Raw genomic sequence first — 12,299 nt, forward strand, 5'->3', positions numbered from 1 at the left:
CAGCGCGGCGACCGGTGCGCTGCCGCCCGGCGCGCGCCTCGCGGGCGAAGTGCTCGCCAGCGTCCTGGCTCAAGGCGCGCTGTTCCGCCGAGCCTTCGCGCGCGAGGCGGGGCTGAAGGGTCTGCGCTGGGGGCGCGACGAGTGGCGGCTGCTGGCCGCGCAGCTCATGATCCTGGGTCTCTTCCTGCTGATCGGCGCGATCCTGATGGTGATCGTCGGCGGAGTCGCCCTGGGCGTGGCGCGCACGGCCGCGCCGGACTTCGATCCCGGGACGATCGCGGGCTGGAAGACGGCCTTCGCCAGCGCCGGTCCGGCCGGTCTGATCCTGGTGGTGGTGCCCCTCGCCAGCCTGGCGATCCTGATCTGGCTCGGCCTGCGTCTGTCGTTCGCCGCGCCGGCGACGGTCGACCAGGCCGGCGTGCGGGTGCTGAGCGCGTTTCCGCTGACGCGCGGCCGCGTGCCGGTCCTGTTCGTCACCGTTCTGGCCATCGTCGCGCCGGTGCTGTTGGCCAGCGCGATCTTGACCGCGATCCCCGGATCGGGCGCGGCCCTCGCGGCGCTGGCGGCGGTCGTCACCTATTTCTACACCCTGCCCGCCTGGACCGGCGCGTTGGCTCATCTCTACCGCCAGAGCGCGGTTTCGCGGGACGCCTAGATGTCTGTTCGCCCCACCGACGCCGCCCTCGAGGGCCTGCGCACCATGCGGCGAAAGCCCGGGACAGTGATCGCCTGGGCCGCCTTCTGGCTGCTGGCGCTGCTGGTCTTTGGTCTGTTCGTCAAGGTCGCCATCGGTCCCGACGGACTGCATGACATCGCCGCCCGGGCGCGCTCGGCCGACCCGCGCGACGTCTTGAACATCGTCTCCAGCCTGGGCGGGGTGATGGTGGTGCTGATCGCCATCGCGCTGTTCCTGGGCTCGGTGCTGTCGGCGGCCATCATCCGCTCGGTGCTCGAGCCGGCCAACGACCGGTTCTTCTATCTGCGTTTCGGGCGCGAGGAGCTGCGCCTGCTGGTCGTCTCGCTGATCACGTGGGGCGTGGCCCTGAGCGTCACGGTCATTCCGACCGGCGTGCTGGTGCTGGGAACGGCCCTGCTGTCGGGCCCGGCGCAGGGCTGGTTCGCCACGCTCGGCACCCTGGCCATCATCGGGTTTTCCAGCTGGGTCGCCGTGCGGCTGTCGCTGCTGGGCCCGCACGCCTTCTCGCACCACCACATCGACGTCCGGGCCGCCTGGGTGCAGACCCATGGCCAGTTCTGGCGTCTGGTGCTGCTCTGGGTGCTGGCCGTGGTGCTGAGCCTGGTCCTGTACTTCGCCTGCTCACGGATAGCCTCGGCCCTGGCCTGGCTGATCACCAGCGCCCTGGGCCGCAACGGCTTCGCCGGCTATTCGCGCCAGCTGCTGACGGCCTTGCTGGACGTGCTGCTGGCCCCGTTGGTCGTCACCTTCCAGATGGTGGTCGTCAACGCGGCCGTCGCCGTCGCCTTCCGTCAGCTGAACCAGGACGAGATCGACGCCGGCCTGCACGACTGAGGTTTTCTGCTCAGGTCGCCGCCTTGATCGTCCTCAGAGCTCGCCGCGGGGCGAGGTTCACGCGCTGGCGCTGGACCTGCCGGCCATCCGCTCGCGCCAGGCCAGGACGTGCCTGGCGTCGCTCGGCGTGGCCAGGCCAATGAAGTCGGCGAAGTCCAGCGTCGTCTGGCCGGCGATGTCGGCGATCGTGTAGGTCTCGCCGGTCAGATAGGGGCGGCCGTCCGCCAGCTCGCCGTCCAGCCACCGCAGGATCTTGTCGACGGCCTCGCGGTTCGACTCGCCGAAGTCCTTGTTCTGCTTCAACAGATGCGCCGTGAACGGATGGGCGTGTCGCCAGAACATGCCCACCGGCACGGTCAGGCGCAGCTCGATACGCCGCGTCCACATCTCGACTTGCGCCTGCTCCAGCGCGGTGACGCCGAACAGCGGCGGGTCGGGGTGGAGCACCTCGAAATAGCGGCAGATGGCGACCGTTTCGCTGATCGTCGTCCCGTCGTCCAGCTCCAGCACCGGCACCTGGCCCAGGCTGTTGCGCGCCAGATGCTCGGGCGTCCTGTGCCCGCCCTCGCGCAGGCCGATGCGGATTTCCGGCACCTCCAGACCCTTCTCGGCCAGGAAGATCCGCACGCGGCGCGGATTGGGCGCGGGCAGCGCCTCGCCATAGAGCTTCATGTCGTCCTCCCGACCGTTTCGAACAAACGTTAGAGGCTTGCCCGGCCAGGTCGCAACCCCATGTGAAAATAAGGTCTTCGGGCCTGTCGAAGCGGCGCGAACCCGTTTAGCCTTGCGGCCGTTCACCATCAGACGAGCGCGACATGTCCAAGTTTTCGGCCTCCGACGCGGCCTTTTCCGGTTTCCGCCTGGTGCGGGAGAACCTGAAGACGGTGGCCATATGGGCGGCCGCGATGACGGTGCTGTCGGTGATCTCCAACGCCCTGGCCATCCAGTTCTTCGGCGGACAGCTCGAGGCGTTCATCTCGTACCTGCAGGACAACACCAATCCGGACCCGGACGAGTTCGTTCGCCTCAGCTCGGCCCTGTCGCCGCTGATGCTCTGGTCGCTGCCCTACAGCCTGGCCCTGAACGGGATCATCTTCGCGGCGCTGAACCGGCTGGTGCTGCGCCATCACGAGGACCGCGCGGCCTATCTGCGCCTCGGCGCGGCCGAGCTGAGGCAGGCCGCGGTGTGGCTTCTGGTCAGCCTTGTTCTGATGGGCGTGCTGTTCGTCGGCTCGGCGCTTTCCGGCTTCATGGCCGGTCTCGGCGGCGGGGCGGGCGCCTTCCTGGCCCTGCTGTTCATCATCGGCGCGGTCTGCGCGACGATCTATCTGGCGGTCCGGCTGTCCTTCGCCTCGGCCGTCACCTTCGACACCGGCAAGATCACCCTGTTCCGCTCGCTGCCGGAGACCAAGGGGATGTTCTGGCCGCTGCTGGGGGCCTATCTGCTGGCCGGCGTGATGAGCGTGATCGTCGTCCTGCTGATCTGGACCATCGTCTCGGCGATCGGCCTAATCGCCTCGGGCGATTTCGCCGCCACGGGCCGGATGATGCGGGCCGACACCAGCTCGCTGCGGGCCTATTTCACGCCGGCGGGCATTGTCCAGGCGCTGTTCTCGGGCCTGATCACGGTGCTGACCACCCTGATCGTCTTCGGCCCCGCGCCGACGATCTATCGCGAGCTGAAGGCGCGCGAGGCCGGGGCGGAGGGGAATGGGGGCTGGTAGTCGGAGGCGCCGTCCTCGCCCTTCGACAGGCTCAGGGTGAGGACGAATTCCAGCGTCGCGGTAGAAACCTCACCCTGAGCTTGTCGAAGGGCGAGGTTTCGGTCCGACGTCCCTAAGCCCGCGCCTTCTTCAGCTCCGCCACCCGCGCCTTGCGGCGTTCCTCGTGGCGGTCGAGCAGCTCCTTCAGGTAGCGGCCGGTCCAGCTGGCCTCGACCTTGGCCACGTCCTGGGGCGAGCCCACCGCCACGATCTGGCCGCCGCCGTCGCCGCCCTCGGGGCCGAAGTCGATCAGCCAGTCGGCGGTCTTCACGACGTCGAGATTGTGCTCGATGACGACCACGGTGTTGCCCTGGTCGACCAGCTCATGCAGCACCTCGAGCAGCTTCTTGGTGTCCTCGAAGTGCAGGCCGGTGGTCGGCTCGTCGAGGATGTAGAGCGTCCGGCCGGTGGCCCGGCGCGACAGTTCCTTCGACAGCTTCACCCGCTGCGCCTCGCCGCCCGACAGGGTCGTGGCCTGCTGGCCGACCTTGATGTAGCTGAGGCCGACGCGCTTCAGCGTCTCCATCTTGTCGCGGATCGGCGGCACCGCCTTGAAGAAGTCGGCGGCCTCCTCGACGGTCATGTCCAGCACGTCGGCGATGGTCTTGCCCTTGAACACCACGTCGAGGGTCTCGCGGTTGTAGCGCTTGCCCTTGCAGATGTCGCAGGTGACGTAGACGTCGGGCAGGAAGTGCATCTCGATCTTGATGACGCCGTCGCCCTGGCAGGCCTCGCAGCGGCCGCCCTTGACGTTGAAGGAGAAGCGGCCGGGCTCGTAGCCGCGCGCCTTGGCCTCGGGCAGGCCCGCGAACCATTCGCGGATCGGCGCGAAGGCGCCGGTATAGGTCGCCGGGTTCGAGCGCGGGGTGCGGCCGATCGGCGACTGGTCGATGTCGATGACCTTGTCGAAGTGCTCCAGGCCCTCGATCCGCTCGTGCGGGGCGGGGGCGTCGCTGGCGTTGTTCAGCCGTCGCGCGGCGGCCTTGTACAGGGTCTCGATCGTGAAGGTCGACTTGCCGCCGCCGGACACGCCGGTGATGCAGGTGAAGGTGCCGACCGGGATCTCGGCCGTGACGTTCTTCAGATTGTTGCCCGAGGCGCCGACGACCTTCAGCACCTTCTTCTTGCTGATCGGCCGGCGCTGTTCGGGCACCTCGATCTCGCGGGCGCCGGTCAGGTACTGGCCGGTCAGGCTCTTGGGATTCGCCATCACCTCGGCCGGCTTGCCCTGGGCGACGATCTCGCCGCCGTGGACGCCGGCGGCCGGACCCATGTCGATCACATAGTCGGCGGTCAGGATCGCCTCTTCGTCGTGCTCGACGACCAGCACCGAGTTGCCGAGGTCCCGCAGGCCCTGCAGCGAGGTCAGCAGGCGGGTGTTGTCGCGCTGATGCAGGCCGATCGACGGCTCGTCCAGCACGTAGAGCACGCCGGTCAGGCCCGAGCCGATCTGGCTGGCCAAGCGGATGCGCTGGCTCTCGCCGCCGGACAGGGTGCCCGAGCCGCGCGACAGGTTCAGGTAGTCGAGGCCGACATCGACCAGGAACCGCAGGCGATCATTGATCTCCTTCAGGATCCGCCGGGCGATCTCCATCTGCTTGTCGGTCAGCTTGCCGTCCAGGCTGGCGAACCAGTCGCGGGCCGGGCGGATGGCCAGGTTCGAGACTTCCGCGATGTCCTTGCCGTCGACCTTCACGGCCAGGGCTTCGGGCTTCAGGCGCTTGCCGTGGCAGGTCTCGCAGGGGGTGTCGGACTGATAGCGGCCTAGTTCCTCGCGCACCCAGCTGCTGTCCGTCTCGCGCCAGCGGCGCTCCAGGTTCGGCAGCACGCCCTCGAAGGGCTTGTCGACCTCGTATTTGCGGGCGTTGTCGTCATAGACGAACTTGATCTTGGTCCCCTTGGACCCGTTCAGCACCACGTCGCGCGCGTCGGGCGACAGCTTGTGCCACGGCTCGTCCATCGAGAAGCCGTAGTGGCGCGCCAGGGCCTGCAGGGTCTGGGTGTAGAGCGGCGAGGGACCCTTGGCCCAGGGGGCCACCGCGCCCTTGTGCAGGCTCTTGTCCTTGTCGGGGATGACGAGATCGGCGTCGAAGGCCAGCTTGGCGCCCAGGCCGTCGCAGACCGGGCAGGCGCCGGCCGGATTGTTGAACGAGAACAGCCGAGGCTCGATCTCGGCGATCGTGAAGCCGCTGACCGGACAGGCGAAGCGCTCCGAGAACAGGATGCGCCTGGGCTCGGTCTCGCCCTCCTCGATCGTGGCGAACTCGGCCACCGCCAGCCCATCGGCGAGCCGAAGCGCCTGCTCGATGGAGTCGGCCAGACGCTGCTCCATATCGGGCTTGGTCACCACGCGGTCCACGACCACGTCGATGTCGTGCTTGAACTTCTTGTCGAGGGCCGGGGCGTCCTCGATCGGATAGTACTCGCCATCGATCTTCAGCCGCTGGAAGCCGGCCTTCTGCCACTCGGCGATCTCCTTCTTGTACTCGCCCTTGCGGTCGCGAACGACGGGGGCCAGCAGGTAGAGACGCGTGCCCTCGGGCAGGGCGGTGATCTTGTCGACCATCTGGCTGATGGTCTGGCTCTCGATCGGCAGGCCAGTGGCCGGCGAGTAGGGGACCCCGACCCGCGCCCAGAGCAGGCGCATGTAGTCGTGGATCTCGGTCACCGTGCCGACGGTCGAGCGGGGGTTGCGCGACGTGGTCTTCTGCTCGATCGAGATCGCGGGCGACAGGCCCTCGATCAGGTCGACGTCCGGCTTGCTCATCAGCTCCAGGAACTGGCGGGCATAGGCTGACAGGCTCTCCACATAGCGGCGCTGGCCCTCGGCGTAGATCGTGTCGAACGCCAGGGACGACTTGCCCGAGCCCGACAGCCCGGTCAGCACGACAAGCTCGCCGCGCGGGATGTCGACGCTGACGTCCTTCAGATTGTGCTCGCGCGCGCCGCGCACGCGGATGAAGTTCAGTTGTTCAGCCATGTTTCCCGGAACGTTCGGGCCATGAGAAGGCTCACGGCGCAACGGCTATATGTAGGGCCCGACGCGGGGATTAACACAAGAACAAGGCGCGAACAAATGTCGCGCGCGCGAGGCGAAGCTTCTGCTGACAGCGAGTGTCAGCAGGGGCGCTCCGTTTCGTGGCCCTGATGAGGGCCTGAGCCGTTCGCAATCCCTAAACCCTGTTTGTAAGCGGGTTCTTCAGCTCGCGCATGGTCTAACGGCCAAGTTCGAGCCCCAGGGGCGACCGAGAGGACAGCCGATCCCATGGCCAAGAAAGAAGCCGCCGCCAGCGCCAAGCAGGAGGCCAAGCACGACGCGTTCAACGCGCTGAAGGCCGGCAAGCCGCGGTCGATCGTCATCGACGGCCTGGTGTTCTGCGGCGGCGTCGGCTCCCTGCTGTGGGTGCTCCACAACATGACGCCGAACTAGGCGCGGTCGATCCGGGCCGCGTAGCAGCCCCACTTGGCGTAGTGGGCGTGCAGGTAGGCGATCCCCGGATCCTCGAACATCGCCGCGATCAGCGCGTCGGCCGAGGCGCCCTCGGTGATGTCGGCGGCGATCATCATGTCGTTGGCGTCGAAAGCGCGCAGTGACAGCAGCCGGCGGCGCAGGGCCGGCGGCATGGCGCCGACCGTCGCGACGGGCTGGACGCCTTCCCTCACGAAGATGGCGTGGCTGGCGCGAAACGGCGTCGGGGCCGGCTGGTGCTCGTAATGGACCAGGATCAGGGTCTCGCCCGGTCGGGCGTCGTCGAGGCTGACGCGGCAGGGAAAGCCCAGCGGCGCGTCGGCGATCACGCGGCGGGCGCCCCGGGCGGCGAGCGCGTCGTCGTCCAAACCGAACAGCGGAGCGAACGGTTCGGCGGGCAGGCTGGTGACGGCGTAGGTCATTGGGAACTCCTCTTTCGCCCGCCTTGTCGCGCCTGGCGCCGATCGGCGACACCCGATCCTTGCGGTCGGGGCCGGGCGATGGCTTTGCTTGCCCAACGCCGTTCGCCGGCGTAGAAGCCGCCCCTTCCCATCCGATGGAGGCGCCCATGATCAGCAAGACGGAAGACCGCTTCGCCCTTCCCGTTACCCTGACCGTGGGTTCGCATGGCCTTCATCACCCTGGACTCCGTCGCCGCCGCCACGCCTGACGGCCGGCTTCTCTTCGAAAACCTGAACCTGACGGTCGGGGCCGAGCGGATCGGCCTGGTCGGACGCAACGGGGCCGGCAAGTCGACCTTGCTGGCGCTGATCGCCGGCGCGCGTCCGCCGCTGGCCGGAACCGTCGCCCGCACCGGCGAGGCGGCGATGCTGGCGCAGGCGATCCCGCGCCGGGCCCGGCTCGTCGACCTCCTCGGCGTCGGCGCGGCGTGGGACCGCCTCGAACGGATCGCGCGCGGCCAGGGCGACGAGGCCGATCTGGCCGAGGCCGACTGGGACCTGCCGACGCGGCTGGACGAGGCCCTGGCCGAGGTGGGTCTGGCCGACCTCGACCCTGAACGCCCCGCGACGGCGCTGTCGGGCGGCCAGGCGACGCGCGCGGGCTTGGCGCGTCTGCTGATCGCGCGGCCCGACGTGCTGCTGCTGGACGAGCCGACCAACAATCTCGACGCCGAGGCCAAGGCGATGGTGGCCCGCGTGCTGGCGCGTTGGCGAGGGGGCGCGGTGGTCGTCAGCCACGACCGCGCGCTGCTGCGGGGCATGGACCGGATCGTGGAGCTGTCGTCGCTGGGGGCCAGGTCGTACGGCGGCGGCTACGAGCTCTATGCCGAGCGCAAGGCCCTGGAGGCCCAGGCCGCTCGCCGCGACCTCGACCACGCCGAAAAGGAGGTCCGTCGCGTCGCGCGCGAGAGCCAGATCGCCCGCGAGCGCAAGGACCGCCGGGACGCGGCCGGGCGCCGCTTCGCCGATCGCGGCGGAACGCCGAAGATCCTGCTCGGCGCCATGGCCGAGCGCGCCGAGACCAGCGGCGCGCGGGAGGGGCGTCTGGCCGACAAGCTGGCCGCCGAGGCGCGCGAGGCCAAGGCCGCCGCCGAGGCCCGGGTCGAGCGCGCCAGGGACCTGGGTTTCGACCTTCCCCCGTGCGGATTGCCGGACGGGCGGATCGTGCTGGCCTTCGATGATGTCGCCTTCGCCTGGCCGTCGGCGGATCCGGTGATCCAGGCCGTTTCGTTCCAGATCACGGGGCCGGAGCGCGTGGCGGTGTCGGGGCGCAACGGCGCGGGCAAGACCACCTTGATCCGGCTCGCGACCGGCGAGCTGAGCCCGACGAAGGGACGGGTCCGCCGGGCCGTTCCCGCCGCTCTCCTGGACCAGCGGGCCGCGCTGCTGAGCGACGACGAGACCATCCTGGACAACTTCCGCCGCCTGAACCCCGCCGCCAGCGTCAACGACGCGCACGCGGCGCTGGCGCGGTTCCTGTTCCGCAACGCCGCCGCCCACCAGCTTGCCGGAACCCTGAGCGGCGGCGAGCGCCTGCGCGCGGCCCTGGCCTGCGTGCTGTGCGCCGCCAGCCCGCCGCGGCTCTTGATCCTGGACGAGCCGACCAACCACCTGGATCTCGCCTCGATCCAGGCCGTCGAGGCGGCGCTGTCGGGCTACGACGGCGCGCTGCTGGTGGTCAGTCACGACGAGGACTTTCTCGCGGCGATCGGCGTCGAGCGTCGGATTCGCCTCGGCGGCGGCGCATGAGGCCCGATGTCGCCGCCTTCATTCGCGAGCGTCTGCCGCTGGCGCCCGTTCCGGGCGTTCCCGAGATCCGTCTGCATCTGGCGGGGCCGCGCAGCGGGCTGACGCGATTGGCCAAGGCCGATCCGGACTTCGGCTCGCCGTACTGGACGCGGCCGTGGGGCGGGGGGCTGGCCCTGGCGCGGCATGTGCTGGACCATCCGGAGACCGTCGCCGGCAAGCGGGTGCTGGATCTCGGCGCCGGTTCGGGCCTGGTGGCCATCGCCGCCGCTCTGGCCGGCGCCATTGAGGTCAGCGCCGCCGATGTCGATCCCTACGCGATCGCGGCGATCGGCCTGAACGCCGAAGCGAACGGCGCGCGCGTCAGGCCGATCCATGGCGACCTGACGGCTGGCGCGCCGCCGGACGTCGATCTGCTGCTGGTGGGGGATCTCTTTTATGAGCCGGACCTGGCGCGGCGGGTCACGGCGTTCCTGGCGCGCTGCGCTGACGCCGGGCTGGCCGTGCTGATCGGCGATCCGTTCCGGGCGCACCTTCCGACGGAACGCCTGCGCGTGATCGCCGAGTATCCAGTGGCCGATTTCGGTGATCCGGCCGGCGTCGCGCGGGCGGCGGCGGTGTTCGCGTTCGTCCAGGCGGCGCGCGATCCTCGCCCGTCGACGGGCGCGGGGTGAGGATCAGGGCGCCGCTCAGGCCTTTCGGTTCAGCGTGATCGCCGCGCTCGTCTGCGGACGGTCGTTGACCAGGCCGCCGGCGCCATAGGTGGTGGCCGGGGCGGCGCGCTGGTTGGCGACTTCCTGGGCGACGGCGTGGACCAGGCCCTCGGTGACGATCCGGGCGGCGTTCACCGCGCGCGACTGGCGGGCCAGAACCGCGTCGAAGGCCTCGGTGGCGCGCAGCAGGCGGGCGCGCAGCTCGGGCCTGGCGCTCTCGACCAGGGCGACATTGGCGCGGACGCGCATCGACTCGTGCCGATAGACATTGGCCAGCTTGGCCGTCTCCTCGACATATTGCGCGGCCTCGTGCGGGCGGTGGGCTTCGAAGGCGGCGGCCTCCTTGGCGATCAGGTCGGTCAGGCGCTCGGTCAGCAGGATCAGCTGGTGGACGCGATCGTCGGCGTCGATAGCGGCGATGGCCATGGCTTATTCCTTCAGACCCTGAAGCTTCAACATTTCGCGCTGGATGGTGGAGGCGAGGCCGACGCCGCCGGCCTTGGTGATCTGCTTGGACATCGCGTCGGTCAGCACCGACTTGAACATCTCCTCGCCCTGACCGCCGCCGAACGGGGCCGAGGTTTTCACGCCGTCGAACATCTGCTGCATCATCACGGACATGAACGAGGCCTCGAAGTTCTCGGCCGTGGCCTTGACCCGGGCGCGCTTGGCCGCGTCCTCGGCCGTGGAGGCGATCTGCTTGGCGGCGGTCGCGATCGTGTTGACCTGGGGCGCGATCTGGGTCGCGAGGCTTGAGATAAAGCTCATCACATCACCTCGATGTCGGCTTGCAGGGCGCCGGCGGCCTTCACCGCCTGCAGGATCGAGATCATGTCGCGCGGCGTGACGCCCAGGGCGTTGAGGCCGCCGACCAGGCTCTTCAGCGACGGCGAGCCGCCCAGGGTGAGCAGTTGCTTGCCCTTTTCCTCGTCGACCTTGACCGTCGACTGCGGGACCACCGCCGTCTGGCCCTGGCTGAACGGGGCGGGCTGGCTGACGGCCGGGCTCTCCTGGACCGAGATCGTCAGATTGCCCTGGGCGATGGCCACCTTGCTGATGCGGACGTCGTCGCCCATGACGATGACGCCGGCCACCTCGTCAATCACCACCTTGGCCGGACCGTCGGGCTCGACTTCCAGGTTCTCGATGTTGGTCATGAAGCTGATCATGTCCATGCCGGGCGGGGCGCGGGTGGCGATGATCGTCGGGTTCTGGGCCTGGGCGCAGCCCGGGAACTTCTGATTGATGGCGTCGGCGACGCGGCGGGCGGTGGTGAAGTCCGGATTGCGCAGGGTCAGGCGCATGATGTCCATATTGACCATCTGAAAGCCGGTCTCGCGCTCGATGACCCCGCCGCCGGCGATGCGGCCGGCCGTCGGAACGCCCTTGGTGATCGAGCTGCCCGAGGCGCCGCCGGCCGAGACCGAGCCGGTCTGCACGGTGCCTTGCGCCACGGCGTAGGTCTGGCCGTCGGCGCCTTGCAGGCTGGTGACCAGCAGGGTGCCGCCCAGCAGGCTCTTGGCGTCGCCCAGGGTCGAGACGGTGACGTCGACCTTCGAGCCGGCGGCCGAGAACGGCGGCAGATTGGCCGTGACCATGACCGCGGCGGTGTTCTTGGTGTTCAGGTTGCCGTCGCGGACATTGACGCCCTGACGCTCCAGCATCGCCTCCAGGCTCTGCTTGGTCATCGGCGCGTTGCGCAGGCTGTCGCCCGAGCCGTTCAGGCCGACCACGATGCCGTAGCCGATCAGCTGGTTCTCGCGCACGCCCTCGAAGGCGACGATGTCCTTGATCCGCGACTTGGCGAACGCGGGAGCGGCGACGAGGCAGGCGACGGCGGCGAAGGCCGCCAAGGCCGGGCGAAGAACGGTGCGAAAGAATGAACGCGGCATGGCGGTCCCGATGCGGGGAGACGTCCCCGGCGGGCTCCATGCCAGAAGCGGGCCAAACTCAAGGCCTTGTCGCGCAAGGGCTTTCGGCTTCGTCGGCCGGGCGGGCGGCGCCGAACGGCAGAATCTGCCCGGCATTAACCATACTTCAAGCGCGCCGCGCCGATTATGCCAGGGTGGCGAGATCAGTGACTCGCGGCCTAAGGCTTTTTGGAGCTGTCGGATGAAGGTTTCCAGCACGGGGGGCGTCTCGGCGACCGGCGCGTCGCGGGCCCGGCCCGCCGGCGGATCGTCGGGCTTTTCTCTTCCCTCGGTGAACGCCGCCAGCGGCGCGGCCAGCACCGCCGTGGTCGGCGGCTTGTCGGGCGTCGGCTCGGTCGACGCGCTGCTGGCCCTGCAGGAAGCCGGCGCCGTCGGAAGCCCGCTGGAGCGCCGCAAGCGCGCGGTGCGCCGCGCCGATCACATCCTGGACATCCTGGGCGAGGTGAGAATCGCCCTGATCGACGGCGAGATCTCGCACGGCGCCCTGGACCGCCTGTCGCGCGCCATCCGCGAGCAGCGCGAGAACACCGACGATCCTCGTCTGGAGGGCGTGCTCAATGAAATCGAGACCCGCGCGGCCGTGGAACTGGCCAAGCTTCAGGCGCGGGGCGGCTGACGTGGCGCGGGCGGGGATTCGAAAGCTCGGTTTCGCCCGCGACGCCAAGCCTTTTCGCGCGTTTTACCG

Annotated in this window: 14 protein-coding genes; 8 read left to right on the forward strand and 6 right to left on the reverse strand. The window is 69.4% G+C overall.

Features of this window, described 5'->3' with window-relative positions; all coding sequences use genetic code 11:
- Both Q0V34_RS05345 and Q0V34_RS05350 read left to right on the forward strand, forming a co-directional pair.
- The coding region (locus tag Q0V34_RS05345; RefSeq protein WP_297508862.1) for a hypothetical protein at positions 1-655 on the forward strand (655 nt) is incomplete at its 5' end.
- Positions 656-1,531, forward strand: a complete 876-nt coding sequence (locus Q0V34_RS05350) for a hypothetical protein (RefSeq protein ID WP_297508865.1) — start codon at positions 656-658, stop codon at positions 1,529-1,531.
- A gap of 57 nt (positions 1,532-1,588) precedes the next feature.
- Here Q0V34_RS05350 and Q0V34_RS05355 read toward each other — a convergent pair whose 3' ends face one another.
- Complete coding sequence (locus Q0V34_RS05355; RefSeq protein WP_297508868.1) at positions 1,589-2,203, reverse strand: glutathione S-transferase; 615 nt, start codon at positions 2,201-2,203, stop codon at positions 1,589-1,591.
- Between the two features lie 143 nt (positions 2,204-2,346).
- On the opposite strand from Q0V34_RS05355, the gene Q0V34_RS05360 reads away from it, so the two are divergent.
- A complete protein-coding gene (locus tag Q0V34_RS05360) occupies positions 2,347-3,255 on the forward strand; it encodes a hypothetical protein (RefSeq protein WP_297508871.1) in 909 nt (302 codons plus the stop codon).
- Positions 3,256-3,367: 112 nt separating this feature from the next.
- On the opposite strand, the gene uvrA is transcribed toward Q0V34_RS05360, so the two are convergent.
- Complete coding sequence (uvrA, locus tag Q0V34_RS05365; RefSeq protein ID WP_297508875.1) at positions 3,368-6,274, reverse strand: excinuclease ABC subunit UvrA; 2,907 nt, start codon at positions 6,272-6,274, stop codon at positions 3,368-3,370.
- A gap of 285 nt (positions 6,275-6,559) precedes the next feature.
- Between uvrA and Q0V34_RS05370 the strand changes: the two genes are divergently transcribed.
- Positions 6,560-6,724, forward strand: a complete 165-nt coding sequence (locus Q0V34_RS05370; protein ID WP_297508877.1) for a hypothetical protein — start codon at positions 6,560-6,562, stop codon at positions 6,722-6,724.
- Here Q0V34_RS05370 and Q0V34_RS05375 read toward each other — a convergent pair.
- Positions 6,721-7,185 carry a DUF1203 domain-containing protein gene (locus Q0V34_RS05375; RefSeq protein WP_297508880.1) on the reverse strand — a complete coding sequence of 155 codons (465 nt, stop codon included), beginning with the start codon at positions 7,183-7,185 and terminating at the stop codon, positions 6,721-6,723. The genes Q0V34_RS05370 and Q0V34_RS05375 overlap by 4 nt on opposite strands.
- Before the next feature lie 134 nt (positions 7,186-7,319).
- Here Q0V34_RS05375 and Q0V34_RS05380 point away from each other — a divergent pair, with 134 nt between their 5' ends.
- The 3 genes from Q0V34_RS05380 to Q0V34_RS05390 are packed head-to-tail and all read left to right on the forward strand — an operon-like array spanning position 7,320 to position 9,644.
- Entirely contained in the window at positions 7,320-7,433 is a 114-nt protein-coding gene (locus Q0V34_RS05380) for a hypothetical protein (RefSeq protein ID WP_297509225.1), read from the forward strand.
- The gene (locus Q0V34_RS05385; protein ID WP_297508883.1) at positions 7,390-8,973 is read left to right on the forward strand and encodes an ABC-F family ATP-binding cassette domain-containing protein; all 1,584 of its coding nucleotides are present in this window, start codon (positions 7,390-7,392) and stop codon (positions 8,971-8,973) included. Before Q0V34_RS05380 ends, Q0V34_RS05385 begins: the two co-directional genes overlap by 44 nt.
- On the forward strand, positions 8,970-9,644 hold the full coding sequence (locus tag Q0V34_RS05390; RefSeq protein ID WP_297508886.1) for a methyltransferase: 675 nt from the start codon (positions 8,970-8,972) through the stop codon (positions 9,642-9,644). The genes Q0V34_RS05385 and Q0V34_RS05390 overlap by 4 nt, the downstream gene beginning before the upstream one ends.
- Positions 9,645-9,659: 15 nt before the next feature.
- On the opposite strand, the gene Q0V34_RS05395 is transcribed toward Q0V34_RS05390, so the two are convergent.
- The 3 genes from Q0V34_RS05395 to Q0V34_RS05405 are packed head-to-tail and all read right to left on the reverse strand — an operon-like array spanning position 9,660 to position 11,575.
- Positions 9,660-10,109: a flagellar basal body protein gene (locus Q0V34_RS05395; protein ID WP_297508890.1), complete on the reverse strand. Its 450-nt coding sequence runs from the start codon at positions 10,107-10,109 to the stop codon at positions 9,660-9,662.
- A 3-nt stretch (positions 10,110-10,112) separates the two neighbouring features.
- On the reverse strand, positions 10,113-10,451 hold the full coding sequence (locus Q0V34_RS05400; RefSeq protein WP_297508893.1) for a rod-binding protein: 339 nt from the start codon (positions 10,449-10,451) through the stop codon (positions 10,113-10,115).
- Entirely contained in the window at positions 10,451-11,575 is a 1,125-nt protein-coding gene (locus Q0V34_RS05405) for a flagellar basal body P-ring protein FlgI (protein ID WP_297508896.1), read from the reverse strand. The genes Q0V34_RS05400 and Q0V34_RS05405 overlap by 1 nt, the downstream gene beginning before the upstream one ends.
- A gap of 220 nt (positions 11,576-11,795) precedes the next feature.
- Here Q0V34_RS05405 and Q0V34_RS05410 point away from each other — a divergent pair, with 220 nt between their 5' ends.
- Positions 11,796-12,230 carry a flagellar assembly protein FliX gene (locus Q0V34_RS05410; RefSeq protein WP_297508899.1) on the forward strand — a complete coding sequence of 145 codons (435 nt, stop codon included), beginning with the start codon at positions 11,796-11,798 and terminating at the stop codon, positions 12,228-12,230.
- Positions 12,231-12,299 lie beyond the last annotated feature (69 nt).

It is taken from the genome of uncultured Caulobacter sp., assembly GCF_947036865.1.
In the GTDB taxonomy this organism is placed as follows: domain Bacteria; phylum Pseudomonadota; class Alphaproteobacteria; order Caulobacterales; family Caulobacteraceae; genus Caulobacter.

What these genes read in the sequence shown, in the direction of transcription:
- Q0V34_RS05350 (WP_297508865.1), top strand. Translation starts at nt 656, where the DNA reads ATGTCTGTTCGCCCCACCGACGCCGCCCTCGAGGGCCTGCGCACCATG.
- Q0V34_RS05355 (WP_297508868.1), bottom strand. Translation starts at nt 2,203, where the DNA reads ATGAAGCTCTATGGCGAGGCGCTGCCCGCGCCCAATCCGCGCCGCGTG.
- Q0V34_RS05360 (WP_297508871.1), top strand. Translation starts at nt 2,347, where the DNA reads ATGTCCAAGTTTTCGGCCTCCGACGCGGCCTTTTCCGGTTTCCGCCTG.
- uvrA (WP_297508875.1), bottom strand. Translation starts at nt 6,274, where the DNA reads ATGGCTGAACAACTGAACTTCATCCGCGTGCGCGGCGCGCGCGAGCAC.
- Q0V34_RS05370 (WP_297508877.1), top strand. Translation starts at nt 6,560, where the DNA reads ATGGCCAAGAAAGAAGCCGCCGCCAGCGCCAAGCAGGAGGCCAAGCAC.
- Q0V34_RS05375 (WP_297508880.1), bottom strand. Translation starts at nt 7,185, where the DNA reads ATGACCTACGCCGTCACCAGCCTGCCCGCCGAACCGTTCGCTCCGCTG.
- Q0V34_RS05380 (WP_297509225.1), top strand. Translation starts at nt 7,320, where the DNA reads ATGGAGGCGCCCATGATCAGCAAGACGGAAGACCGCTTCGCCCTTCCC.
- Q0V34_RS05385 (WP_297508883.1), top strand. Translation starts at nt 7,390, where the DNA reads ATGGCCTTCATCACCCTGGACTCCGTCGCCGCCGCCACGCCTGACGGC.
- Q0V34_RS05390 (WP_297508886.1), top strand. Translation starts at nt 8,970, where the DNA reads ATGAGGCCCGATGTCGCCGCCTTCATTCGCGAGCGTCTGCCGCTGGCG.
- Q0V34_RS05395 (WP_297508890.1), bottom strand. Translation starts at nt 10,109, where the DNA reads ATGGCCATCGCCGCTATCGACGCCGACGATCGCGTCCACCAGCTGATC.
- Q0V34_RS05400 (WP_297508893.1), bottom strand. Translation starts at nt 10,451, where the DNA reads ATGAGCTTTATCTCAAGCCTCGCGACCCAGATCGCGCCCCAGGTCAAC.
- Q0V34_RS05405 (WP_297508896.1), bottom strand. Translation starts at nt 11,575, where the DNA reads ATGCCGCGTTCATTCTTTCGCACCGTTCTTCGCCCGGCCTTGGCGGCC.
- Q0V34_RS05410 (WP_297508899.1), top strand. Translation starts at nt 11,796, where the DNA reads ATGAAGGTTTCCAGCACGGGGGGCGTCTCGGCGACCGGCGCGTCGCGG.